Origin of the sequence: Chachezhania antarctica (assembly GCF_003646465.1) — a bacterium.
Classification (GTDB): domain Bacteria; phylum Pseudomonadota; class Alphaproteobacteria; order Rhodobacterales; family Rhodobacteraceae; genus Chachezhania; species Chachezhania antarctica.
Genome location: NZ_QZEX01000004.1, coordinates 331450 through 356507, shown reverse-complemented (window position 1 = coordinate 356507; position 25058 = coordinate 331450). Strand labels below are relative to the sequence as shown.

16 protein-coding genes and 1 tRNA gene are annotated in these 25058 nt (G+C 64.6%); 8 read left to right on the top strand and 9 right to left on the bottom strand.

Features of this window, described 5'->3' with window-relative positions; translation table 11 throughout:
• Positions 1-8: 8 nt before the first annotated feature.
• Positions 9-7403 (bottom strand): autotransporter outer membrane beta-barrel domain-containing protein, encoded by a 7395-nt coding sequence (locus D4754_RS10685; protein WP_163025873.1) that lies wholly within the window; start codon positions 7401-7403, stop codon positions 9-11.
• 1049 nt (positions 7404-8452) lie between these two features.
• On the opposite strand from D4754_RS10685, the gene D4754_RS10680 reads away from it, so the two are divergent.
• From D4754_RS10680 to D4754_RS10665, 4 genes are all read left to right on the top strand, one after another.
• Positions 8453-10270 (top strand): tetratricopeptide repeat protein, encoded by a 1818-nt coding sequence (locus D4754_RS10680; protein WP_163025872.1) that lies wholly within the window; start codon positions 8453-8455, stop codon positions 10268-10270.
• Positions 10271-10407: 137 nt separating this feature from the next.
• The gene (gene bfr, locus D4754_RS10675; RefSeq protein ID WP_121063279.1) at positions 10408-10893 is read left to right on the top strand and encodes a bacterioferritin; all 486 of its coding nucleotides are present in this window, start codon (positions 10408-10410) and stop codon (positions 10891-10893) included.
• A 192-nt stretch (positions 10894-11085) separates the two neighbouring features.
• Positions 11086-11574 carry a hypothetical protein gene (locus D4754_RS10670; RefSeq protein WP_205589617.1) on the top strand — a complete coding sequence of 163 codons (489 nt, stop codon included), beginning with the start codon at positions 11086-11088 and terminating at the stop codon, positions 11572-11574.
• Positions 11575-11715: 141 nt separating this feature from the next.
• On the top strand, positions 11716-12456 hold the full coding sequence (locus tag D4754_RS10665; protein WP_121063277.1) for a porin family protein: 741 nt from the start codon (positions 11716-11718) through the stop codon (positions 12454-12456).
• Between the two features lie 97 nt (positions 12457-12553).
• Here the strand turns inward: D4754_RS10665 and D4754_RS10660 are convergent.
• The 3 genes from D4754_RS10660 to D4754_RS10650 all read right to left on the bottom strand — a co-directional run bounded on the left by D4754_RS10660 (position 12554) and on the right by D4754_RS10650 (position 13484).
• Positions 12554-12630, bottom strand: a tRNA-Arg gene (locus tag D4754_RS10660).
• 65 nt (positions 12631-12695) lie between these two features.
• Positions 12696-13166 carry a GNAT family N-acetyltransferase gene (locus D4754_RS10655; RefSeq protein ID WP_240453834.1) on the bottom strand — a complete coding sequence of 157 codons (471 nt, stop codon included), beginning with the start codon at positions 13164-13166 and terminating at the stop codon, positions 12696-12698.
• 6 nt (positions 13167-13172) lie between these two features.
• Positions 13173-13484 (bottom strand): ETC complex I subunit, encoded by a 312-nt coding sequence (locus D4754_RS10650; RefSeq protein ID WP_121063275.1) that lies wholly within the window; start codon positions 13482-13484, stop codon positions 13173-13175.
• A gap of 133 nt (positions 13485-13617) precedes the next feature.
• Between D4754_RS10650 and uvrB the strand changes: the two genes are divergently transcribed.
• Positions 13618-15816 carry an excinuclease ABC subunit UvrB gene (gene uvrB, locus D4754_RS10645; RefSeq protein WP_121063273.1) on the top strand — a complete coding sequence of 733 codons (2199 nt, stop codon included), beginning with the start codon at positions 13618-13620 and terminating at the stop codon, positions 15814-15816.
• Between the two features lie 83 nt (positions 15817-15899).
• Here uvrB and D4754_RS10640 read toward each other — a convergent pair whose 3' ends face one another.
• The 4 genes from D4754_RS10640 to ettA all read right to left on the bottom strand — a co-directional run bounded on the left by D4754_RS10640 (position 15900) and on the right by ettA (position 20300).
• Positions 15900-16085, bottom strand: coding sequence for a hypothetical protein (locus tag D4754_RS10640; protein ID WP_121063271.1), 186 nt, complete (start codon positions 16083-16085; stop codon positions 15900-15902).
• A gap of 296 nt (positions 16086-16381) precedes the next feature.
• On the bottom strand, positions 16382-16735 hold the full coding sequence (locus D4754_RS10635) for a hypothetical protein (RefSeq protein ID WP_163025871.1): 354 nt from the start codon (positions 16733-16735) through the stop codon (positions 16382-16384).
• Positions 16736-16976: 241 nt separating this feature from the next.
• Complete coding sequence (locus D4754_RS10630; protein WP_121063267.1) at positions 16977-18299, bottom strand: calcium-binding protein; 1323 nt, start codon at positions 18297-18299, stop codon at positions 16977-16979.
• Between the two features lie 345 nt (positions 18300-18644).
• Entirely contained in the window at positions 18645-20300 is a 1656-nt protein-coding gene (gene ettA / locus D4754_RS10625; RefSeq protein WP_121063265.1) for an energy-dependent translational throttle protein EttA, read from the bottom strand.
• 136 nt (positions 20301-20436) lie between these two features.
• Here ettA and D4754_RS10620 point away from each other — a divergent pair, with 136 nt between their 5' ends.
• On the top strand, positions 20437-21042 hold the full coding sequence (locus D4754_RS10620) for a nicotinate-nucleotide adenylyltransferase (protein WP_121063263.1): 606 nt from the start codon (positions 20437-20439) through the stop codon (positions 21040-21042).
• Between the two features lie 83 nt (positions 21043-21125).
• On the top strand, positions 21126-22664 hold the full coding sequence (gene dacB / locus D4754_RS10615; RefSeq protein ID WP_121063261.1) for a D-alanyl-D-alanine carboxypeptidase/D-alanyl-D-alanine endopeptidase: 1539 nt from the start codon (positions 21126-21128) through the stop codon (positions 22662-22664).
• 102 nt (positions 22665-22766) lie between these two features.
• Here the strand turns inward: dacB and D4754_RS10610 are convergent, their stop codons facing one another.
• Entirely contained in the window at positions 22767-23216 is a 450-nt protein-coding gene (locus D4754_RS10610) for a tellurite resistance TerB family protein (protein WP_121063429.1), read from the bottom strand.
• 128 nt (positions 23217-23344) lie between these two features.
• Here D4754_RS10610 and D4754_RS10605 point away from each other — a divergent pair, with 128 nt between their 5' ends.
• Positions 23345-24919, top strand: coding sequence for a lysine--tRNA ligase (locus D4754_RS10605; RefSeq protein WP_121063427.1), 1575 nt, complete (start codon positions 23345-23347; stop codon positions 24917-24919).
• Positions 24920-25058: the final 139 nt, after the last annotated feature.

Here is a 25058-nt window from a genome sequence, read left to right as displayed (position 1 = left end):
GGCCGGGATCAGAAGACGATCCGGAACTGGACGGCGGCGCCCAGATCATAGGTCGTTTCCGACAGGCCGGCATTGGCGTTCAGGCTTAGAGTCGCGCCCTTGCGGGTCAGGATGTCGACACCCAGCCCCAGGTCCAGCCGCGTCCGGTCGAGCGCGGTTTCGGCGGTGAAGTCGAGCCCCTGCGGCCCCATCGTCACGAACTGCCCCGAGGCCGAGGGCGTGGCGTCGCCCAGAAGCTGGGTCAGCCCCACATGGCCGAACAGCCGCGATTGCGTGCGGCCGATGTTCTGGTAGTCGCCGTAGAAGGACAGCGACGGACGGACGTGGAAGATCGTCTCGTCATGGGGATCGACGGCCAGCGCATAGCCCGAATCCGGCGTCTCCTGGAAGGCGTTCGAATGCAGGTAGGTCGCGCCGACCTCGATCTGCGGGCGCAGGTTCATCCGGCCCGACCGCAGCGACCATGCCACGTTGGCGCCCAGACCGGCCGTCATCGGCCGGTGCGTGCCTTCAAGGTTGAAGCCGCTGGCCGATTGCCTGTCGATATCGAACTCACTGGTGCTGAAGGCACCGTAGATCCCGTACTCCATTCCGCCGACATCCCGGCTAAGCGCCCCGCCAAGCTGGAACTGGTAGCCTTCGCCGGTGCCCTTGCCATCTTCGCCGGTGATGTTGTGCTGTTCGAAGGACGCGGCCGCGCCGAACGTCCACACATCGGCGAACGGCATGCTCATGCCGCCGGCAATTTCATAGCTGTCCTGGGCGAAGCCCAGGTTGTCGCTTTTGGCCTTCTGGGTGAAATGCCGCCCGCCCACACGGATCCACGAACAGCCCGACCCGTCGGTCTTTGCCATATCCTCGGGCGACTGGCGTTCGCAGTTGATCAGCCGTTCGGCAAAGCCCAGCGACGACAGGTAGGTGGTGATCTGGGTATCGACCACGATCTCCATCCCCAGCGTGTTGAGCGAGCCCACGTATTGCGGATCGTCCTCCAGCGCGACGAGCTCGTTGAAGAACGCCTCGTCCATGTAGCCGCCGCGGTAGAGCTGGTGGAAATAGGCCGCCAGCCTTGTCTGGTTGTCATTGGCCAGCGTGGTGACAGACTCGCTCGCGAAGTCGATATCGTAGGCGAGGTGGAGCTTGCCGGGCTCGATCTTGACCAGGCTGTACTGGCCCACCGCCGACGGCGTGACCGCGACCTGATCGAGATCGATATCGCCCACGCCTTCCATGATCACGTCGGCCTGCCGGCCTGCCCGTCCCGGCAGGTGGTTGATCAGTTTCGGCGCCACGGTACCGGTGATCGTGGCCGTGCCCACCACATCCAGCGTGTCGCTGATATCGGTCGCTGCCGCCGGGTCCACATCGACGTGGATCGTGCCTTTCGCCGAGTTGCGGAAGTTCCCTGTCACCTGCGTGGTGCCCACGACACCTGCGTCACCGATGGTGAAGGCGCCGTTGTTGACCACGCGGTCGACATTCAACACCGCGCCGCCATGAACCGTGCCGCGCGCCCGGTTGTGCAGGATCACGCCCGATGCCTTGTCGATCCCGCCAACGATCGTGCCGGTGTTGTTGACCGTCAGGGTGGTGTCCTTGGCATAGATCGCCGTGCCGTCTGTCCCCTGTTCGGTCGTGATCGTCCCGCTGTTATTCAGGATCGATGTCTCGGGCCCCTTGATCAGGACCCCGATCCCGTCCTGCGCATCGTCGACCGCGGCCGCGCTGCCGCCGGACACGGATCCGGTGACAGTCACCAGCATCTTTCCCGCGCCATCGCCGGTCGAGGTGGCGACGATCCCGTGCGCGCCCGCGCCGCTCACGTCGATATCGCCATCAACTGTCACGGTCACCTTGTCCGAACTGCTGGTCGTGCTGCCCGATCCGCCGGCCGATTGCGCGAAGATCCCGTGCGAGCCGATGCCAGAGGTCGTGATCGAACTGCCCGAGGCCAGCGATACAGCGACACTGCCGCCGGTTCCGGTGCCACCCTGCGCGCCGATCAGGCCCGCATCGCCGGTGGACGAGGTGGTGACGTTGCCCTGAAGGCCCCCGCCGCCGCCGATGGATTGTGCAAGGATACCGACCGAATGATCTCCCGTCGTCGTCAGGTCTCCTGTGAAGCTGACAGTAACGTCGCCACCATCGCCTGCCCCGCCGTCATCGCCCAGGCCCGAGCCATAGGTGTCGAACGCGCCAAAGACGACCGCGCCGCCCATGCCGCCGCCGCCACCGATCGATTGCGCCACGATGCCATGCGCATTCGCGACCGCATCCGATGACGCGCCAGTGGTGGTGATGTCGCCGGTATGCGAGATCGTGACCGCCCCGCCGTCACCGGTGGTGCCATTGCCCGTGACAGTGACCGAGCCCGAGGCATCGGTGTTCCAGCCGCCAAAGGACGTGCCGCCCCCGCCGCCGACCGACTGGCCAAGGATACCGATGGAATAAAGCCCGCCGGTCATCAGGTCCGTCGTCGTGTTGGCGATGGTGACCGCGCCGCCATCACCGTCCTGACCGGAACTGCCACCGACCACGAGGCTGACATCCTGCACGTCAACCGATGTCTGGTTGCCGGAGTTGCCGCCGCCGCCACCAACGGTCTGCCCGAAGACGCCAAGGCTGGCCGTGCCGGACGTCGCGATGCTTGCGCCTGTATTCGTGATCTTCACCGTGCCGCCGCTGCCGGCCCCGCCGCCGGAGCCGCCAACGGTGATCGTGTGCTCGCTGCCTTGGCCCGCGGCTTCCCCGCCAGATCCTCCGCCCGCGCCGACCGACTGGGCGAAGATCCCGTAGGCATTGCTGCCCTCGGTCGAAATCGCCGCGGTGTTGGTGATCTTGGCCGTGCCGCCATCGCCCCCGGCCCCGCCAGTCCCGCCGATGAAGATATCAAGGCTGGTCCACGCGTCGGTGTCCGTCCATTGCTCCGTCGGATCGTCCGACGGGGATTCGGTTTCGGCATCGTCCAGGTAATCCTCGATGTTGGACGCCGTGTTCGACGAGGTGAACGCCGACAGATCGTCGCTCGATGCGCCGCCCGCACCGCCGCCCCCGCCGATGGACTGCGCCATCACCGCGTGGCTGCTGTCGCCGGTGGTCGAAACCTGGGCCTTGTTCGTGATCGTGGCCGTGCCGCCATCGTTCCCGGTGCCGCCGCCGCCGCCGACTTCAACCTGAAGCGAGCCCGACATGTTGCTGTCGCCCTCGTCGTCGTCCTCGTTGTTGCACTTCTTCGTGGCGTTCACGAAGACAAGGTCGCAGACGCCGGTGAAGCTGAACGAATAGGTCGACACCGCGCCGCCATCGCCGCCGCCGCCACCGACCGACTGGGCGAAGATCCCGCGCGCATTGGTGCCCGTGGTCGCGATGACGCCGCTGTTGGTGATCGTGGCCGAACCGCCTTCGCTGGCCGAACCGCCGGACCCGCCGACGCTGACATTCAGGTTCGCCGAGACCTGGTTTTCCTCGTCCGATTCCATGCCGCCAAGGGTCACGACAGCCGTGCCCCCCGAACCGCCCTTGCCGCCGTTCCCGCCGATGCTTTGCGCATAAAGCCCGGCCGAGGACGTGCCGGCGGTCGAGATCGCGCCGCTGTTGGTGATGCTCACATCGCCCGTTTCGGTCGTGTTGCCGCCTGCGCCGCCGACGATGACGCTGGAATTGATCTGGTTGTCGGTATTGGCGCCCGCGTTCAGCAGGACATTGTAGGAACTGCCCCCCGCTCCGCCATTGCCGCCGACCGATTGCGCCATCACGGCATCGGCGTTGTCACCGTAGGTGGTGATGCTGCCGGTGGTTGTGACCGAAACATTGCTGGATGATCCGCTGTCACCACCCGTGCCGCCGACATCGACGGTCACATCGACCGATTGCGACGTGCCCGCGTCGACCGTCCCGGAATAGACCGATCCGCCCGCGCCGCCATCGCCACCGATGCTTTGCGCAAGGATCGCCGTGCTACCGAAATCGAAGGTCTCGAACTCCGCGTCCGATGTCACGGTCACGCCGGCACCGCTGCCGCCCGCGCCGCCGTCGCCACCCACGGCGACCGAAACGCTGCCCGACGGATAGCCATCATCGGCCCCGGCCGAGATGCCGCCGGTCAGGGCAAAGCCGCCCGCGCCGCCATTCCCCCCCTGGCTGAGCGCGTGCAGGCCGATCGACTGTATCCCTTCGGACGCGACAATCGCGTTCGACGAAAGGGTCACATCGACCGAAGCGGCGTCGCCGCCGGTGCCGCCGCCGCCGCCCAGCGCAAGGTTGACGCTGCCCTGGCTGACCAGCGTCGACGACATCGCCGCACCGCCCAGGCCGCCATTGCCACCAAGGCTCATCGCGACGACGACGGGCGATAGATCGCCCAGGGTGAACACACTGCCGGTGGTGCCGAAACCGCCGGTGATATCGGCTGTCACGGTGCCGGCCGTGCCGCCCGCGCCACCCTTGCCGCCGATCGAGATATCGGCAGAGACAGCGCTGGCCACCGCACCCGACATCGCATAGCCGCCAACACCGCCGGACCCGCCGACGGACATCGCCGTCACCGCGGCCGCATGATCGCCGCTGGTACTGACAAGGCCGACCGTCACGCTGACATCGCCCGCCGTGCCGCCACCGCCGCCCGCGCCGCCGACGCTTACTCCGACAGAGCCCAGCGGGATGCCCGATCCGGTAAAGGCCACGCCGCCGGTGCCGCCGCTCCCCGCGACCGAAACCGCCGTGACGGCCCCGGCCAGGTCCCCGCCGGTCCGCACATCACCGGTCGCGATCACGGTCACATCGCCGGAATTCCCGGCGTCCCCGCCATCGCCGCCGATGGACGCGCTGACCTGCGCCGACCCACCGGCCGTGATGCTGCCCGTCGCGTAGGAGGCCCCGCCCGATCCGCCGACGGATTTGGCCAGGATGCCCTGTGCCGCGGACCCCGTGGTGTGGACGTAACCGCTGTTGTAGACATAAACGTCGTCCCCGGCCCCGCCGGAGCCGCCGTCACCGCCGACGCCCACGTTGACGCCCTGGATCGACAGGTTGCCCGCGATCACGACGCCGGAATGGCCGCCACCGCCGCCGGTGGACGCGGCATAGATGCCGTGGCCGTGGGAGCCGGAAGTCTCGATCTCCCCGCCCGAGGTGGTATCGGAACCGTAACAGCTGGACGACGAAGACAGGTCGGTCGATTCACCATTGCAGACCGTGACTGCCCCGCCGGCCCCGCCGCCAGAGCCGTCACCGCCCACCGCAACGCTGATCCCGACGCTGCCTTCCGAGGCCGCGACCGTCGTGCCGGCGTTGCCGCCGCCTCCGCCGACGGACGTGGCCGCGATCCCCATCGCGTTCTCGCCCGAGGTGGTGATGTCGGAATAGCTGTTGACCAGCACCGCATCCCCGTCGCCTGCAGCCCCACCGTCGCCACCGAAGGTCAGCGCCAGGCTCAGGCCCCCGGCCGCGGCGGATACCGCGTTGCCCGCGTTGCCGCCGCCGCCGCCGGTGCTGCTGGCCACGATACCGCTGGAATTGTCGCCCTTGGTTGTCAGCGATCCGCCTTCCGTGGAATAGACAAGGACCTGGCCGCCATCATTGCCGGTGCCCCCATCGCCGCCCATCGCGACGGAAAAATCGGCGCTGGCCGACACCGCGTTCGACCCGTGACCGCCGCCGCCGCCGATGGACTGGGCATAGATCGCATCGGAATTGTCGCCCTTGGTCAGGATGGCGCCCTCCGACTCGACCAGGACGGAGTCCGATGTCGCTCCCGATCCGCCATTGCCGCCGAAGCTGCCAATGCCCGAGGTCGACGAGGCCGAACCGCCACCGCCGCCGACGCTTTGCGCGAAGATGCCGGCGCTGTCATCGCCGTCCGTGGTGACGTCGCTGTTGATCGACATCTGAACATATCCGCCGGTGCCGCCGTTCGACCCGGCGCCGCCCACCGAAACGATGGCCGATGCGCTGCCGCCATCGCCGCCGCCGCCGCCGACGGACTGGCCCACCACGCCGCGGCTGCGGTCACCGGTCGTCGTGAAGCTGCCGCCCGCCGTCGTGACCTGGATCGCGCCGGCATCGCCACCGGCCGACCCGGTCCCGCTGAGCGACACGATCCCGGACGAGGACGACCCCTTGCCACCGCCGCCGCCCACGCTCTGCACGAAAAGCGCGTCGGAATGGTCGCCGGTCGTGAAAATCCCGTCGGTCCCGGTCGAGGCGTCGAAAGTGGCCTCGGCAAAGCCGCCATCCCCCGCCGATTGCGAGGAACTGCCATAGGCCACGATGGCGCTGCTGTCGCCGCCATCCCCGGAAAACCCCCCGACGCTCTGGACGATCACGCCCGCGGCATCGTCGCCGCTGGTGCTGAACGTGCCCGCAAGCGTGGCATAGACCGCCTCTCCGTTGCCCGCGCCCGACCCGGCGCCGCCCTTGGCCGATCCGAAGACGCCGTTCGCGCTTCCCCCGTCCCCGCCGGCCCCGCCATAGCTGCGCAGCAGCACGGCGGAACTGCTGTCGGTCGTCGTGGTGATGTCGAACGTGTATTCGGTGTCGACGTAGATGCTGGCCGTGCCGCCATTGCCGCCGACACCGCCGCTACCACCGGTGGCGCTGCCGCCGCTTGTGGCGTCACCGCCATCACCGCCGTCACCGGCCACACTTTCGATCAGCAGCGCGGGCCCCGACGATGCGCCGGTAATCGTCGTGGAGCCGGAACCGGAATAGCTTACACCCGCGGATCCGCCGTCACCGCCGGTGCCACCGTCGCCGCCACTGCCATGGCCGGTCAGTGTGTTCTTGCCTTCGCCACCGTCACCGCCATCACCGCCGGTGCTGGAGATCACGATGCCCGAGATGTCCCCCGCAAACGTGTTGTCGCCTTCCAGGATCAGGACGGCCGAACCGCCGTCGCCCCCGGTGCCCCCGTCGCCGCCTGCGCCGGTGTAATCGGCCGCGCGGCCTTCTCCGCCCGATCCGGCGTCGCCGCCCGTGGCCTCGACCGTCAACTGGGCGAGCCCGCCAGAGACCGTGACATCCTTGATGTACTGTTCGATCAGACCCGCATCGCCGCCATCGCCACCGTCGCCGCCATAGCCATCGCCAAACCCGGTCGACTTGCCTTCGCCGCCGTCGCCGCCATCGCCGCCCACGCCCTGAACGGTCCACGTGCTTTCCGCGGTTACGCTTGTGGAACTGACCTTGGACGTAATCGAGCCGCCACCGGACCCGTCTCCCGCGTCCGAGGCGCGGGCGGTTCCGAACGCATTGCTCTTGTCGCTGCTGTCGGACCCGGAATCGCCAGAGGTGGCCACGAAAAATGGCCAGGCGGTGGTCTCTGCAGAGAAATCGATCGCCTCGTCGAGGTTGAAATTCAGGTTCAGCGTCGGATCACCACTGCCCGACGTCGTGAAGAAAACCACAGGAAAACTGGAAGTATCCACGTAGGTTCCGGTATTCGTCAATTCGTCAACATTGAATGTTAGAACCGGGTCGTCGTCGACATTGAAGAATTGAAGAACAAGCGGTTCCGTAATCTCGCCCGTGCAGGTCCGCGTGTCGCCATCCGTGGAGCAGGATGCAGCCGCGCCGAATTGCGGCAGGGCGATCAGGGAAACGCCGCTCAGAAACGCGAGAAGGGGAAATTCAATGGGTGAAGTTCGTCCAATTGCGAGGGACCTGTCCCCCGCACCAGCCGTGTTTCCGATCATGTGTCTTCATCTCCAAAGCGCGGCCCTGCCCATGCCGCCTGACGCCCAGCCCCTGTGTCCCCGCCGTGCTGTCGCAACCCAAGGTTGCCGCGCCGGAATGGCGCTTCCTATGCAGACTGATTTACGCTGCGTCAATAACTTTGAGTGATCGCGTCAGGGTACACCAAGACGGTTGTTATTGGCCGGAACCGCCGGGATAGCCCCGCGCGAGACACCGCGTTCTTCCCATGATCGACTTTCATTCGGGAAATAAGGAAAGATAAATGCAAATAATCAGTTTTATCTCGAAAATAGGCATGGAGGCGGCAGCCCGGCCGGAAGAACCCAATGAAAACCGGGGCATCGCCTTTGCAGACGCCCGGCCTACCGTTCCAAGAAGTACACCAGATCGGCCCAAGCACAGCGGTGTCGGTACAGCCTCGGTCGCGTCAGGATAGACGGAGCGGTCTTCAGCATCGTTTTTTCAGTCACATCGGCTACAAGCACCTTGAATAACTGTTCCGCGATGTCTCATTAAAATGCTCTGAAAAGTGGTATGAGTTAATTGCGAGTTGGTGTGATGGTATGAATGCAGAAACATGCTTGTGGTATCACCCCTTCAAACGGGGTGCCGTTAAGACGTTGGAACCTGTTCGAACGTTGAATCGTCTTGTGTCAGGCCTGACGTACCCGGGTGACAAACGCCTGATCGCGGACCTTAAGGCCGCAGGAAATCTGCGCGCATATCCGGACAACGCGATCTCGGCTTCCCGGGGGGGCACATGAGATACGGATCTCCGTTCATTGGAACGCCGTCCGGAGACACGCCGGACGAAGGCCTGGTGCGCGCGCAACTGGCACGTCTCATGGGGAGTCCCGCATTCGAGGCGAACGACCGTCGCCGGAAGTTTCTGTCCTATGTCGTCGAAGAAACGCTGGCCGGACGCGACGACCGCCTGAAGGGGTTCACCATCGGGCAGGCCGTGTTCGGGCGGGGGGACGATTTCGATGCCCAGGCCGATCCCGTGGTGCGGCTGGAAGCACGCCGCCTGCGTCGCGATCTGGACGGGTACTATGCCGGGGCCGGCGCGCAGGACGAGGTCAGAATCTCGATCCCCAAGGGCGGCTACGTTCCGCAGTTCGCCTTCTACCACGTCGCCCCGCCCCCGCCGGAACCGGACGACGTCGCCCCGGAAACCCATGTCGCGCCTGCCGAACCTCTGCCGGAACAGCCAAAGCGGCCCGCGCCGGTCCGGTCTCGCGCCCGCAACCGTTGGGCCCCGATCCTTGCCGCGGCCCTTGTCGTGCCCGCGGCGGCCGGGGCCGGCCTCTACTACATGCTGGCCAAGCCGAAGCCCGCCATCACCGTTCCCGACGATTACGCGAAGGTCGCTGTCCTGCCGTTCGAACCGATCGACAGTTCGGAAACCTCCGCGATGCTGGCCACCGGGCTCAGCTGGGAAGTGGTGCAGAACCTGAAGACCTTCGCCGGGATGCGGGTGTTCCAGCCGAAGAAGCCCACCGATCTGTTTTCCGTGCTGGACACGTGGCGGCAGAACCCCGGGGCCAACTACCTGATCCGCGGCAAGGTCCTGTCCCAGGCAAGCACCGTCGAGATCTCGGCCCAGCTTCTCGATGCCATGTCCGAGGAAGTGCTGTGGTCGGAAAGCTATGATGTCGCGATGACCCCGGAAAACGTGATCGACGTGCGCGACGACGTATCGGGCCAGATCGCCACGGTCATATCGGGCCCCTACGGACCCTTGGCGGAAAACGTCCTGCAAAGCCGTGGCAAACTGCACCCCGGCAGCATGGACAGCTACCTGTGCCTGCTTCAGGCTCACGAGTACCGCCGCAATTTCCTGGCCAGCAAGTACGCACCGACCCTGCAATGCCTGCAGGAAACGGTCGACCAACAGCCCGACTATGCCGATGCCTGGGCCCTGCTTGGGTGGGTGCACCTGGACGCCGCGCGATACGACTTCCCCGGAACCTTCGGGCAGGAAACGGAACTGGCCCAGGCCTATGATGCCGCGAGCCGCGCCGTGGACCTGGACCCGGACAATACGCTGGCCCTGAAATCACTGTCGGCGGTCACGCACCACATGGGCCGGTTCGAGGAAAGCGAGCGGCTGGGCCGGAAGGCTCTGGAGATCAATCCCTACGATCCCGACACGATGGCGCAGATCGGCTGGCGGCTGACGGTGCGGGGCCGCTTCGACGAAGGCGTGCCGTTGATGAAAGCGGCCGTCGACAGGGCCATTCAGCCCCCCGGCTGGTACTACGCGATTCTCGCCTTCTACCATGTCGTTGCCGGGGATTTCGCCGAACTGCAGCGCGTGGCCAACCTGGGCGTGAAAGGGGTGCACGGGTCAGCGGACGACTTCCAGCTGTCGGTGGCCCTGGTCGCCATGGCCGCGGCAGAGCTCGGCGACCACGATCTTGCGCGAAAGTCCCTGTCGCAGATGGACCCGAATTCGCTCTTCTACCGCGATCCGCGCGCGTTTCTCGAAAACTTCGAAACGACGGCAGAGATCGCGGATGTCGTGGTGGCCAGCTTCGAAAAGGCGAAAGCTCTGGCCGCCTCCCCCCAGGACTGAAGCCTCCGTCTCGGTCCTGCTGTGGCGCGCGCACAACAATTTGCGTCGATTTCTTCGCAAGAACAGTGCTGTCATTAAACTTGGAATGACTCTAATATCAGTCTCAATGCGGGACTCACGTACAGAAGGAGAGGTCCATGAAAGGCAGCCCCAAGGTCATCGAAATACTCAACAAGGCGCTTCGGCACGAGCTGACCGCCGTAAGCCAGTACTGGCTGCACTACCGGTTGCAGGACGACTGGGGCCTCGGCCACATGGCAAAGAAAAGCCGTGAGGAAAGCATCGAGGAGATGGAACACGCCGACAAGATCATCGAGCGTATCATCTTCCTTGAAGGCCACCCGAACCTCCAGACGCTCGATCCCCTGCGCATCGGCGAGAACGCCAAGGAAACGCTGGAATGCGATCTGGCGGCCGAGTACTCGGCGCGCGAGCTTTACAAGGAAGCGCGCGAACTGTGCCGCGACGAAGGCGACTACGTTACCATGAGCCTGTTCGAACAGCTGATGAGCGACGAGGAAGGTCATATCGACTTCCTTGAAACCCAGCTCGACCTGATCAAGGAAATCGGCGACGAGAAGTACAAGCAGCTCAACGCCTACAAGATCGATCAGGAAGACTGATCCTTCCGGACAACCGGAAAGACCCCGCGCGCCGCCTCCCAGCGGCGCGTTTTTCGTGTCCGGTTTCGGGCAAAAGACCCTCTGGTCAATACCTGACTAAAACAGTAGTCTAATTGCACCCAGCCGCATCACTGCCAGCCAGGTCGACGTGAAAAGGCGCCGGAGGCCCGGCGCCGCGATCAGGGGCAGGACATGACCAACAATTGCGAGGCAAGCAGCCGCGGAACGCCCATTCACCAACTGGGCTATACATCGGCCGAACGCGCGATTCTCACCATCGCCCGGCACTACTTCTCCAGCTTCGCAGACCCGGAACAGCAGGGCTGGCTTCAGGCGATCTCCGCGGCGCTCGACACGTTCGGGCACGACACCGGCCCGCACGCCGCCTGCGCGGTGCTGTCCGCGGTCCAGGCCATGCGCCGCAGCCGCAGGTCGAGCTTTCGATACAACAACGCCAACTGCACCTGCTGCGCGGGCCATGTCTCCCCCCACGAGCGTGCTTTCCTGAACACGATCAAGGCCACGGCCCGCAACCGGCCCGACGCCGCGCAGGGCCATGCCGTCCTGCTGTGCGAAGGCAACGACGTGTCCCGCGTCCTGATGTCGGCGCAGATCGTCGCCGATATCTGCATGGACCGGTCGCCCGCCCCACTGCCGGTTGGTCAGGATCACGAATACTGACCACCGCGATGGAAAAAGGGGCCGATGAAAAACGGCTCTTTGCGTGTGATCCGCAAATCAATATCGTCGTTAAGGCGAGTCTGCCTCTATCGCCGTTCCCATGGGCCGGACCGCCCGATAGTGTTATGCGAGGTTGTCACGATGAAACGTCTTGAAGCGTCCGCCCTCTGCCTGGGTCTCGCCCTTGTCCCGGCGCAGGCCATGGCACAGGAGTCCGACTGGTCGACGCGATTGTCGGTCTACGGCTGGGCCTCGGGCATCGACGTGTCTGCCGCGACGCCCAGAGGCACCGTCTCGGGAGAGTTGAGCATCAACGACGTTCTGTCGGATCTGAAAATGGCCTTCATGGGCGCATTCCGGGCCCAGAACGGACGGTGGAGCCTCATAGGCGATCTGGTCTACGCCAATATCGGCCTCGACAACGGCCTGCCACCGAATGGCGCCGGGTTCACGGGGGCAACCGTCGACACCAAGATGACGATCGGCAGCGGCTACGGCATGTACCAGGTGGCTGGCGGTGCACGGTCGTCGCTCGACGTCGGGCTTGGTTTGCGCGGGATCTCCATGACCGTCGACACGAAGCTGGACCCGGGCGGTGTCACCTCCTCCAACAGCGACACGTGGGTCGACCCGGTGATCGCGGCCCGCTTCCAGACAAATTTCACCGACAGGTGGTACGCGCTTGGATTCGCGGATGCCGGCGGTCAGCTGAACGGCGATACGACCTCGTGGCAGGTCCTTGGCGCGGTGGGCTACAAGTTCAACGATGTCTGGTCGGCCGAAGGCGGCTACCGCTACATGAGCATCCAGAACTCAAGCGCGGCCACGACGATGGATGTGGATCTGTCGGGCCCCCTCTTCGGCGTATCGATGCGCTTCTGATCGCGGGCAGCCAGCCCCGCGTCGGACAGTGCGGTCTTCACCGTGCGATTGCGAAGGGATTGCGACGGGAAGGTCCGTTCTGCCTGATTTGTCGATATGGCGGGCCGTGAAGGATTCGAACCCTCGACCCCAGGATTAGAAGTCCCGTGCTCTATCCAACTGAGCTAACGGCCCGCACTGACGACGGTGCAGTCATTGCCCGAAATCCCATGGCAGGTCAAATGACCTTGGACCTTGTCCTAGGGCGCCAGATCCAGCCTCATGAAGGCGCTCAGTGGATCGGGCACGTAATCCGCGAAGGGCGGACAGGGCTGGAACCCGTACCGGGCATAAAGCCTTCGCGCCACGATGAAATACTCATCGGCGCCGGTCTCTAGGCTCAGCCTGACCAGTCCCAGCGTTCGGGCGTGGGCCAGCAGATGATCCAGCAGGGCAGCTCCGACGCCCCGGCCCCGCGCCTCGGCCAGGACATGCATGGATTTCAGCTCGCCCTGGCGGTCGCCCCAGCGCTTGAGCGCGCCCATGGCCAGCGGCGTGTCACCGTCCCAGAGCAGGAAAAAATCGACATCAGGCCCCGCCAGTTCGGCCGCGCCCATGGCATGGACGCTTTCGGGCGGGGTCTGTTCGTGCATCAGGGACAGATGCCGCGCGATCAGCCCCTGTGCCGGCGCGCCAAGGGGATCTGCCGGCCGGACCGAGAAATCCGACAACCCGGTTCAGTGGGTCCAGGCGCCGCGGCGGTCGGTCGCGAAGTTCTCGCCATAGCCGCGGGGGCGAATGTTGGGCTTGCGGGTCTTGGGCTCGATCACTTGCGCGTCGATGCCGTGTGCCTCGGCATATTCCAGCGCGGCTTCCTTCGTCTCGAACCGCATGCGCACCTGGCTTTGGGTATCGGAGGACGAGGTCCAACCCATCAGCGGATCCACTTCGCGCTTCGACGCCGGGGCGAATTCCAGCACCCACAGATGGGTCTTGGCCTGGCCCGAGGACATGGCGGTCCTGGCGGGACGATAGATGCGCGCAAGCATGGGGCAACCTCCGGATTCTGCGCACCGAATATCCCCGAATGCGCGCCTTGCGGCAAGTCCCCAATCGCCGCAGCCCCCTGCGCCTTGACCATGGGCCGGCCCCGCACCCATATGGGGGACGGAGGTCGCCCCCATGCACAACAACCGTCCCGATCAGCTGCCGATGCTGCACGCACCGGCCCCCGATGTCCGCGAGCGTGACAAGCTTGAAGGTGGCATCCGCTTTCGCATGCAGACCGACTTCAACGCGGCAGGCGACCAGCCCCATGCCATTGCCGAACTGACCGAAGCCATCAACGCCGGCGAACGCAACCAGGTGCTGCTGGGCGCGACCGGCACCGGCAAGACCTTCACCATGGCCCGCGTGATCGAGGAAACCCAGCGCCCGGCGATCATTCTTGCCCCGAACAAGACGCTCGCGGCGCAGCTTTATGGAGAGTTCAAGGGCTTCTTCCCCGACAACGCCGTCGAATATTTTGTCAGCTATTACGACTACTACCAGCCCGAAGCTTACGTTGCGCGGTCGGATACCTATATCGAGAAGGAAAGCCAGATCAACGAACAGATCGACCGGATGCGCCACTCGGCCACCCGGGCGCTTCTGGAGCGTGACGACGTGATCATCGTCGCCTCGGTGTCGTGCATCTACGGCATCGGCTCGGTCGAAACCTATGGCGCGATGACACAGGACCTGAAGGTCGGGCAAAGCTATGACGTGCGGTCGGTCATCGCCGATCTGGTGGCACAGCAGTACAAGCGCAACGATCAGGCGTTCCAGCGCGGGTCGTTCCGTGTGCGCGGCGATGTGCTTGAGGTGCATCCCGCCCACCTCGACGACCGGGCCTGGAAGTTGAGCTTCTTCGGAGACGAGCTTGAATCCATTTCTGAATTCGATCCCCTGACCGGTGAGCGTACCGACACGTTCGACCAGATCCGCATCTACGCGAATTCCCACTACGTGACCCCGCGCCCGACGATGCAGCAGGCGATCATCGGCATCAAGAAAGAGCTCAAGCAGCGGCTGGATCTGCTGGTCAGCGAAGGCAAGTTGCTGGAAGCGCAACGGCTGGAGCAGCGCACGAACTTCGATCTGGAGATGCTGGAAGCGACCGGCGTCTGCAACGGGATCGAGAACTATTCGCGCTACCTGACCGGCCGCGCGCCGGGTGAACCGCCGCCCACCCTGTTCGAATTCATCCCCGACAACGCCATCGTCTTCGCCGACGAAAGCCACGTGTCGGTGCCGCAGATCGGCGGCATGTACCGGGGCGACTACCGGCGCAAGTTCACGCTGGCCGAACACGGGTTCCGCCTGCCCTCGTGCATGGACAACCGGCCCCTGAAGTTCGAGGAATGGGATGCGATGCGGCCGCAATCCGTCTTCGTTTCGGCCACGCCCGCGGCTTGGGAGATCGACCAGGCGGGTGGTGTCTTCACCGAACAGGTCATCCGCCCGACCGGGCTTCTGGATCCGCAGGTTGAAATTCGCCCCGTGGAAATGCAGGTCGACGATCTGCTGGACGAAGTAAAACGCGTCGCCGCCGCGGGTTACCGCGTGCTGGCCACCGTGTTGACCAAGCGCATGGCCGAGGACCTGACGGAATACCTGCACGAACAGGGCGTGCGCGTCCGCTACATGCACTCCGACATCGACACGATCGAACGGATCGAGATCCTGCGCGACCTGCGGCTGGGCGCCTTCGACGTGCTGGTGGGGATCAACTTGCTACGCGAAGGCCTTGATATTCCTGAATGTGGGCTGGTCGCGATCCTCGATGCCGACAAGGAAGGCTTCCTGCGGTCCGAGACGTCGCTGATCCAGACCATCGGCCGCGCCGCGCGGAATGCCGAAGGCCGGGTGATCATGTACGCCGACCGTATCACCGGATCGATGGAGCGCGCGCTGGCCGAAACCGACCGCCGCCGCGCCAAGCAGATGGCCTATAACGAGGAACACGGCATCACGCCCGCGACGGTGAAGAAGAACGTCGAGGACGTGCTCGCCGGCCTCTACAAGGGCGACACCGACATGTCCCGCGTGACCGCCAAGATCGAAAATCCGTTGCATGGCGGCAACCTGGAGGCCGTTCTTGACGGGCTTCGGACCGATATGCGCAAGGCGGCCGAGAACCTGGAGTTCGAGGAAGCCGCCCGCCTCAGGGACGAGGTCAAGCGGCTGGAGGCGGTGGACCTTGCGGTGGCCGACGATCCCCTGGCCCGGCAACAGGCGGTCGAAAAGGCGTCCGAGGCTGCTGTCGGTTCCCGTGGCAGATCAACGGCAGGCCGGCCCGGTCAACGTGGCGGCAACGTGCAGCGTCGCAAGAAGAGATAGGCGCGCGCGGCTTCGCACGCACCCGAAACACGGCAAAGCCGGCGCGTCAGCGGGTCATGGCCCCCCGACGCGCCTGCAGCCCATCACGCCCCCAGGCACTTGTTGGCGGCGGCGGCCTGTGCGGGCGAAACATCTTCGTCGGCTTTGACAGTCTGCCGGATGTCACCGCTCTCGGTCAGCGTGGTCGACACGGCGAAGGCCCCGTCGATCCCGGCCGCCGCCACGCAGCGCGCCAGATCCGCGTCGGCCGTGACCTGCTTTTCCTGCATGCCCGTATCGCAGCTTGCGAGGCCCACAATGGCTATCAAAGGGAAACAAAATCGTTTCATCGGGGTATCCACCTTCTCTGGTAGCAGATGTCGACTCATCTGCCTGTGGACAGGCTAGATTTTGCAGGACGATTCTTCAACCTGGGCAGGCGTTTGGACAGGCTAACGCATCACGCAGCCCAGCGTGGATGCGGGGGAATGCAGCACACGCACGCGGCTGTCCGTAAGTCCGGATAATTTCCCGGGCACGGTCTGCGACCGACCCCGGAAAATTTTTCTTCAGAAGCAGCTTGCCGCTACTTCACGTTGATCTTGATCGTATCGCCCTGGATCTTGATCTGTTCCCGGCCCTTTTGCGTGGCCGTGAAGACAAGCTGCATGGCCGGGGTTTCGCCACCACAGGAATTGCTGTTCCGCCAGCCCTTCTTGCCAAAGCTGATCTTGCCCGTTTTCGTCGCCGGCACCCGGACCGAGCTTAGGACAGGGGCTTGTCCGCAGTCGCCGCGGTACCCGTAAATCACCTGGCTTTCGCCGACATTCAGGGAGACATCCCTGACCCACGGGATCTCGGGGCCGTCGAGGGCCACTGCAGGTGAAACTGCGCCAAGGGAAAACCCAAGCGCCGCGACCAGAATCATCGGTTTCTTCAAAGTTCGTACTCCCATAACTTGAACTGGAGCGATCTTGCGTCCACGACCGCAAAATGCGGACGATTTCACGCTAGGAGCGCATGGTAAGCATAGCAAGTATCTTGGGGCTCATGCTGCCGTTGTGGCGGACGGCCGCGTAAGGCGTACGCAGGGTGTCAGACCCAAAGGGACGTCCCCAGTCCCTCCGGGTCAGCGCGCTTGGAAGTAAGGGCGCGTGCAAGACACGCACCCAAATCTCCTGTTACTGGAACAGGATGTCGATGGACGGATCGAAAGTGTCCGCCACGTCTTCCAGCAGCACCGTCTGGGTGCCCTTGAAGGCGAGCGTCAGCAGCACGTCATCGCCCTGTGTCGTGGTGGTCAGGTCCGATTGCTTGAGGCCGGCGGTGAAGATGATGTTGTCGAAGCCGACCTCGAAATCGGTGATCGTGTCGTCGCCGAACGCCGCTTCGAAGATGAAGTTGTCCGCCGTCTTGTCGCCGCCGGCCTTGCCGCCGTTCGCTGTGAACGTGTCGTTGCCCTTGCCGCCGTTCAGGAAGTCCGGGTCGAGCCCCGATTTCAGGATGTCGTTGCCCCGGCCACCGAACAGGACATCCGTCCCGTCGCTGCCGAACAGCTTGTCGTGGCCGGCATTGCCGTAAAGCTCGTTCGTGCCCGCGCCGCCGTCCAGCCGGTCGTTGCCGTCGCCGCCATACAGGAAATCCGACCCGTCATCGCCATAGAGCTTGTCCTTGCCCTTGCCGCCGCGGAGCGTGTCACCGTCGTTGCCGCCGGACAGGATATCCTTGCCCCAGCCGCCGAAAACCTTGTCGCTGCCCTGTCCGCCGCCAAGTTCGTCATCGCCCCTGTTGCCGCGAATGGTGTCGTTGCCCTTGCCGCCTTCGGCCTCGTCGTTGCCCTTGCGGCCGAAGATGATGTCGTCGCCCGACCCGCCCAGCAGGTAATCATTGCCGTTCCCGCCATCGAGGAAGTCGTTGTCGGAGCCGCCTTCCAGCCGGTCACGGCCGGTGCCGCCGTAAAGCTCGTCCTCGCCTTCCGCGCCCAGCAGCAGGTCCTTGCCTTGGTTGCCGTAAAGCCGGTCGTCGCCTGTCAGCCCTTCGAAGCGATCGTCGCCCTTGCGGCCACGGGCGATGTCGTCGAAGGACCCGGTGATGTATGTATCCTGCTCGTCGCCGCCCAAGTACTTGTAGCGCAACGGAATCACGAGCAGATCGCCGAAGGTCACGTCCGGGTCCGAGGCGTTGGAATTCAACGCGTCCAGCGACACGTCGAAGCCCGAGAACGTCCAGGCATTGGCCGGGTCTTCCTCGACGTAGCCGATATAGCTGTCGACACGGCCGCTGTAGCGGCCGGTTTCGGGATCTTTCGAAAAGCCGGTGCCGAAGAGGATCTGGGTGTAGGTGACCGAACTGTCGAAGCCGCCCGAGAATGTCACGGTCGCTTGCGTATCCGACGTAACCTCGTACTCGGCGCTCTGTTCGGCGAGCCCGCGAACGAAGTTCGGGCCTACGAAGTATCCGTAGATCGTGACGGTGGTGAAATCGGGCTGAAATTCTCCGGGCATTGCGGTCGTTCCTCAGTTATTTTCCGGCCCGCGGCGCAGGCAGGTGTTTCGTGCGGGCAAGTTGCCCAGGCGGAACGTAGCAGGTGGCATAGCTTTTGATAGATGAATAATTGGTCAGAATTCGCGCTATCGTGGGCAATACTGCCCGAATCCTGTCCAAATCTGACAAGGCAGCGGCCTGTCCTGTCACGACTTTCGAAACCGTGCCAGCCACCCCGAAAGACTAGAAAGCGGTGGGCTGGATGCCACTATGCCCGAGCCTCGGGCAGGTCTCGCCAGGGCGCGCGCAACGCGCGCACCCTGAGCGTTTCCCCTTGCCCCGGCAACGGCGCGCCGGGCCGGAATTTACCGGGCGAACTTCTTGTATTTCAGGCGCTTGGGTTCCAGCGCGTCGGGGCCAAGACGGCGCTTCTTGTCTTCTTCGTAATCCTCGAAGTTGCCTTCGAACCATTCGACATGCGCATCGCCTTCGAATGCCAGGATATGCGTGCAGATCCGGTCAAGGAAGAAACGGTCGTGGCTGATGACCACGGCACAGCCCGCGAAATCGACCAGCGCATCTTCCAGCGCCCGCAGGGTTTCGACGTCCAGATCGTTGGTCGGTTCGTCGAGCAGCAGCACGTTGCCGCCGGATTTCAGCAGCCGCGCCATGTGGACCCGGTTGCGTTCACCGCCCGACAGCAGGCCAACCTTCTTCTGCTGATCGCTGCCCTTGAAGTTGAAGGCCGAACAATAGGCGCGCGAGTTCATCTGCGCATCGCCCAGTTCGATGATCTCGGCCCCGCCGGTGATCGCCTCCCACACGGTATCGCCCGCCGCGAGATCGTCGCGCGACTGGTCCACGTAGGACAGCTCGACCGTATCGCCGAATTCGACCTTGCCTTCATCCGGGCTTTCCTGCCCCGTCAGCATACGGAACAGCGTGGATTTACCCGCGCCGTTGGGCCCGATCACGCCGACGATGCCACCCGGCGGCAGCGAGAACGTCAGCCCGTCGATCAGTTGCTTGTCGCCGTAGTGCTTCGAGATGCCCTCGACCTCGATCACCTTGCCGCCCAGCCGCTGGCCGCGGGGGATGACGATCTGGGCGCGGGCGATCTTTTCGCGTTCGGACTGGTTGGCCAGATCCTCGTAGGCCGCGATCCGGGCCTTGGATTTCGCCTGCCGCGCCTTGGCGCCCTGCTGCATCCATTCCAGTTCGCGTTCCAGCGTCTTCTGGCGCGACTTGTCTTCGCGCGCTTCCTGCTTCAGGCGCTTGGCCTTCTGGTCCAGCCACGCGGAATAGTTGCCCTCGTAAGGAATGCCCCGCCCACGGTCGAGCTCAAGGATCCACCCGGTGATGGAATCGAGGAAATAGCGGTCGTGGGTGACGATCAGGCAGGTGCCCTTGTAGTCCATCAGGTGGTTTTGCAGCCACGCGATGGTTTCGGCATCGAGGTGGTTCGTCGGTTCGTCGAGCAGCAGCATGTCGGGCGCCTGCAGAAGCAGCTTGCACAATGCCACCCGGCGCCGTTCACCGCCCGAAAGCGTCGTCACGTCGGCGTCGTCGGGCGGGCAGCGCAGCGCCTCCATCGACACGTCGACCTGCGAATCCAGATCCCACAGGTTCTGGCTGTCGATCTCGTCCTGCAGCGCGGCCATTTCCTCGGCCGTCTCGTCGGAATAGTTCATCGCCAGTTCGTTGTAGCGATCCAGGATCGCCTTCTTTTCCGCCACGCCCTTCATGACGTTGTCCCGGACGTTCAGGTCTTCGTCGAGCGCCGGTTCCTGCGGCAGGTAGCCCACCTTGGCGCCCTCCGCGGCCCAGGCCTCGCCCGAGAAATCCTTGTCGATCCCGGCCATGATCCGCATCAGGGTGGACTTGCCCGAGCCGTTGACGCCCACGACGCCGATCTTCACGCCGGGCAGAAAGCTCAGCTTGATGTTCTCGAAACACTTCTTGCCACCGGGATAGGTCTTCGACACGCCATCCATGTGGTAGACATATTGATAGGCCGCCATTGCCGAGCTCCCTCTTGGTTGCGCCACTGCAGCGACGGTCATAGTCCCGCACAGATGCACGGGCAACCGGGTTCGGGGCATAAGGTAGCGCGGGCAATTGATTTCCCGCTGCGTTCATGCGCATTGACATCCCGTCATGGACATTCGGCTGCCATATCTCGCGCCCGGACAATGTGTCGGGCTGTTGGGGGGATCCTTCGATCCGCCCCATGCGGGCCATGTGCACATCACCCGCGAGGCGCTGAAGCGCTTCGGGCTGGATCGCATCTGGTGGATGGTCTCGCCCGGCAACCCGTTGAAGGCCCACGGGCCCGCCCCGCTGGACCAGCGGCTGGCAGAGGCGCGCCGTTTGATGCGTCACCCCCGCGTCACTGTCACCGGGATCGAGGCGCGGCTGGGCACGCGGGCCACGGCCGATACGCTGGTCGCACTCCGCACGCTCTACCCGCATGTGAATTTCGTCTGGCTGATGGGGGCCGACAACCTCGTGCAGCTTTCCCAGTGGCGGGACTGGACCTCGATCATGGACAGCGTGCCCGTGGGCGTTCTGGCCCGCCCCGGTCAGCGGGTGTCCGCCCGGACCTCGGTCGCGGCGCAGCTTTACAGCCGTTACCGGATTTCCGGCTGGGCCAGCCACCTTCTGGCCCGTGCCGATGCGCCGGCATGGTGCTTCGTCAACGTGCCGATGGTCGATCTCAGCTCCAGCGCGATCCGTGCGGGCGGGGGCTGGGCGCAGCGGTGAACAAAAGTCACAACTTGCGGAGCGGCGTCGCGCCGCCGGATCGGGTGGTTGTTTGACACCCCGCGACCGGATTATGTGAGCCCATGCCAAGACTTGTCTCGCGACGCACCATAATTGCCAGCCTCGCCGCCAGCGCGGCCCTCCCGCAGGTGCTCGACGCCGGCGCCCCCCGGACCTCCGTGCGCCCGAAGGCGCGCGGGGGCACACCGGCCACCGCCGCGCCCGCCGCCGCCCCTACCGCCGAACGCGTCCAGAACGCCCAGTCCGGCGCGGAACAGCTGGTCAAGGGATCGGGCCTCTCGGGCGAGGTCGGCGTTGCCGTGGCCGATGCCCGGACGGGCCTGATGCTGGAGACCTACAACGCCGATGCCGGGCTGGCCCCGGCCAGCGTCGCCAAGGTCCTGACCTCAGTCTACGCGCTGGATACGCTGGGGCCCGCCTACCGGTTCCCGACGCAGCTTCTGACCGATGGCACGCTGTCCAACGGCCGGCTCGACGGGGACCTGATCCTTGCCGGTGGCGGCGATCCCACGCTCGACACAGATGCGCTGGCCGACATGGCCGCGAAGCTGAAGGCCGCGGGCGTGCGCGAAGTGCGCGGCAGGTTCCTCGTCTACGATGGCTACCTGCCCTATGAACGCAGCATCGACGAAGGCCAGCCCGAACATGTGGGCTACAGCCCTGCCGTGTCGGGCATCGCGCTGAACTTCAACCGCGTGCATTTCGAATGGCGCCGGCAATCGAACGGCTATGGCGTCGCGATGGATGCCCGGTCCGGCCGGCACCGCCCCGAGGTGACGACCGCGACGATGCAGCTCGTCAACCGCGCGACGCCGATCTACACCTACAACCGCAAGGGCGCGACCGACGAATGGACGGTCGCCGTGCAGGCCCTGGGCGGCGCAGGCTCCCGCTGGCTGCCGGTCCGCAACCCGGGCGAATACGCCGGCGACGTGTTCCGCACATTTGCGCGCGCGCAAGGCATCGTCCTGAAGGAACCCGAAACCATTCGCCGCTTTTCCGGCCGGGTCGAGGTGCTGGTCACACATCTCAGCGCGCCCTTGCGCGACCTGCTGCGGGACATGCTGAAGTTCTCCAACAACCTGATGGCCGAGATGATCGGCCTCACCGCCTCGACCGTGCGGGGCAGCCGGCCCAGGTCGCTGAAGGACTCGGGCCGCGACATGAGCCGCTGGGCCGCGAAAACCTACGGCATGAACGACACCCTCTACGTGGACCATTCCGGGCTGGGCCCCGATTCCCGCACCACCGCGAAGGACATGGTCACGCTTCTGGTCCGGGTCTATCCGAAGAACCAGCTTCGTCCGCTGCTGAAGCCCATCGCCATGCGCGATTCCAGCGGCAACACGGCACGCAACCACCCGGCGACGGTGGATGCGAAGACAGGCACGCTGAACTTCGTCTCGGGCCTGGGCGGCTACATCACCACGCGCGACGGCACCGTGCTGGCCTTCGCCTATTTCTCGGCCGACATGGACATCCGCAGCCGCCTGACCAAGGCCCAGCGGGACCGCCCACCGGGCGGGCGCAACTGGAACTACCGCTCCAAGGCGCTGCAACAGAAGATGATCACCCGCTGGGAAAAGCTTTACGGCAGCTGATCCGGCGAATTCCTCTTATGTCCAGAAAGTATAGTGGGAGCGGCCATCCCGCAGGGACAGATACCGGCAAGGCCCGGTTCATGCGGCCGCCGCACGGACCGGTCAGACCATGAACCGCGCCCGCGCGCCGCGTTCGATGGCCGCCGCGTGCAGGCGGTCGATCTCCAGCTCGTAGCGGAATTCCTGCAGGATGCGCAGCTCCGACGGTTCCAGCTCCCCGTCGGCCGCCGCCACGTCGCAGGCCAGCGCGTAGGCGGTTTCGAACAGGCGTTTGGGCAGGTTGTCCCGCACCAGCCCGAACAGCGCATCCAGCCCGTCTTCCTGGTCGAACAGGTCGAACACCGTCTGCGACAGGACCGAAAGGCGATCGGTGTCGAAATCGGCAAAGACCGGCAGCATGTCGATCGCACTTTCTATCTGGACCAGCTCGGACGTGCGGATGTTGTTGTCGGATGCCGAAACGGCGATCATCAGCAGGACAAGACAGTCCTGCGGGCTGAGAACGTGGTCTTCGGAGGAGGTGGCGGAATCGGGCAAATCGGTCTCTTTCATCCAGCGCAGCAAAACCTTCTGCATGCGCAAATTATTGACGCCCCGGCGGGAGCACAATAGGTAGCGCCCGAAACACGCACGGGCGATCAGTGATTGATGCCCTTTTTCCCTTCCGGAGCCTGAAGAAGATGTCCGATTTGCGCGACGCGGCAATGCAGTCCAAAGCCTGGCCCTTTGAAGAGGCGCGCCGGATTCTCAAACGGTACGAAAAGAAGGAACCGGAGAAGGGTTATGTCCTTTTCGAAACCGGCTACGGCCCGTCCGGCCTGCCCCATATCGGCACCTTCGGCGAGGTCGCGCGCACCACGATGATCCGTCGCGCGTTCGAGGTGATCTCGGACATTCCGACGCGGCTGTTCTGCTTTTCCGACGATCTGGACGGGATGCGCAAGGTGCCGGGCAACGTCCCGAACCAGGACGCGTTGCAGGAACATCTGCAAAAACCGCTGACCTCGGTCCCCGATCCGTTCGGCGAATTCGACAGTTTCGGCCACCACAACAACGCCATGCTGCGCCGGTTCCTCGATACGTTCGGGTTCGAGTACGAGTTCATCTCGGCCACCGAGTTCTACAAGTCGGGCCAGTTCGACCCGATGCTGCTGCGCGCGGCCGAACGCTATGACGACCTGATGAAGATCATGCTGAAATCGCTCCGCGAGGAGCGCCAGCAGACCTATTCGATCTTCCTGCCGCTGCACCCGGAAACGGGCCGTGTCCTCTATGTGCCGATGAAGCACGTGGATGCCAAGGAAGGCACGATCACCTTCGACGACAACGATGGCCGCGAATGGACCCTGCCCGTGACGGGCGGCAACGTGAAGCTGCAGTGGAAGCCCGATTTCGGTGCCCGCTGGGCGCAGCTTGGCGTCGATTTCGAGATGTATGGCAAGGATCACAGCACAAACACGCCGATCTACGACGGGATCTGCAAGACGCTGGGCGTTCGCCCGCCCGAGCATTTCACGTACGAGCTGTTCCTCGACGACAATGGCGAGAAGATCTCGAAGTCGAAAGGCAACGGGCTGTCGATCGACGAATGGCTGACCTATGCGTCGTCGGAAAGCCTGAGCTACTTCATGTACCAGAAGCCGAAAACGGCCAAGCGGATGTATTTCGACGTGATCCCGAAGGCGGTGGATGAATACCACCAGCAGCTGCGCGCCTATGCCGATCAGGACACGAAGGCGAAGGTGAACAACCCGGTCTTCCACATCCACGGCCACAACGCGCCGGCGTCCGACATGGTGGTGCCCTTCGCGATGCTTCTGAACCTCGCGTCGGTATCGGGTGCCGAGGACAAGGAGACGCTGTGGGGTTTCATCCAGCGTTATGCGCCTGACGCGGGCCCTGAAACGCATCCCGGCCTCGACCAGTCGGCCGGCTACGCGGTGAGGTATTTCAACGACTTCGTGAAGCCCACCCGCACCTTCCGCGCGCCGACGGATGCGGAACGCGAAGCACTGGAAGCCTTGCGTGCGGAACTGGCCGCCTATGACGGCCCGGTCGAAGACGAGGCGCTGCAATCGGTGGTCTATGCCGTTGGCCGCGACAGGTTCGATCCGCTGCGGGGCTGGTTCACGGCGCTGTACGAAGTGCTGCTGGGCGCCAGCCAGGGCCCGCGTTTCGGCGGGTTCATCGCGCTTTACGGCGTCGACGAGACGGTGACCCTGATCGACCGCGCGCTGGCGGGCGAGTTCATCTAAATCCTGCCCGGCCGGGCTGCGTCGCGGTCCATGCGCGCGCCCGGCCGCCCCACCCGCCTCCCCCCGGCGAACGCTGCGCGTTCGCCTTGGCGTCCGTGCGCGCGCATGGACGTCCCGGGTTCGCGTTCTATATCCTTGT

Excerpts from the sequence above, each read along its gene's own strand:
- D4754_RS10680 (WP_163025872.1), top strand. The coding sequence starts at position 8,453 with ATGAGATACGGATCTCCGTTCATTGGAACGCCGTCCGGAGACACGCCG.
- bfr (WP_121063279.1), top strand. The coding sequence starts at position 10,408 with ATGAAAGGCAGCCCCAAGGTCATCGAAATACTCAACAAGGCGCTTCGG.
- D4754_RS10670 (WP_205589617.1), top strand. The coding sequence starts at position 11,086 with ATGACCAACAATTGCGAGGCAAGCAGCCGCGGAACGCCCATTCACCAA.
- D4754_RS10665 (WP_121063277.1), top strand. The coding sequence starts at position 11,716 with ATGAAACGTCTTGAAGCGTCCGCCCTCTGCCTGGGTCTCGCCCTTGTC.
- D4754_RS10650 (WP_121063275.1), bottom strand. The coding sequence starts at position 13,484 with ATGCTTGCGCGCATCTATCGTCCCGCCAGGACCGCCATGTCCTCGGGC.
- uvrB (WP_121063273.1), top strand. The coding sequence starts at position 13,618 with ATGCACAACAACCGTCCCGATCAGCTGCCGATGCTGCACGCACCGGCC.
- D4754_RS10640 (WP_121063271.1), bottom strand. The coding sequence starts at position 16,085 with ATGCAGGAAAAGCAGGTCACGGCCGACGCGGATCTGGCGCGCTGCGTG.
- D4754_RS10630 (WP_121063267.1), bottom strand. The coding sequence starts at position 18,299 with ATGCCCGGAGAATTTCAGCCCGATTTCACCACCGTCACGATCTACGGA.
- ettA (WP_121063265.1), bottom strand. The coding sequence starts at position 20,300 with ATGGCGGCCTATCAATATGTCTACCACATGGATGGCGTGTCGAAGACC.
- D4754_RS10620 (WP_121063263.1), top strand. The coding sequence starts at position 20,437 with ATGGACATTCGGCTGCCATATCTCGCGCCCGGACAATGTGTCGGGCTG.
- dacB (WP_121063261.1), top strand. The coding sequence starts at position 21,126 with ATGCCAAGACTTGTCTCGCGACGCACCATAATTGCCAGCCTCGCCGCC.
- D4754_RS10610 (WP_121063429.1), bottom strand. The coding sequence starts at position 23,216 with ATGAAAGAGACCGATTTGCCCGATTCCGCCACCTCCTCCGAAGACCAC.
- D4754_RS10605 (WP_121063427.1), top strand. The coding sequence starts at position 23,345 with ATGTCCGATTTGCGCGACGCGGCAATGCAGTCCAAAGCCTGGCCCTTT.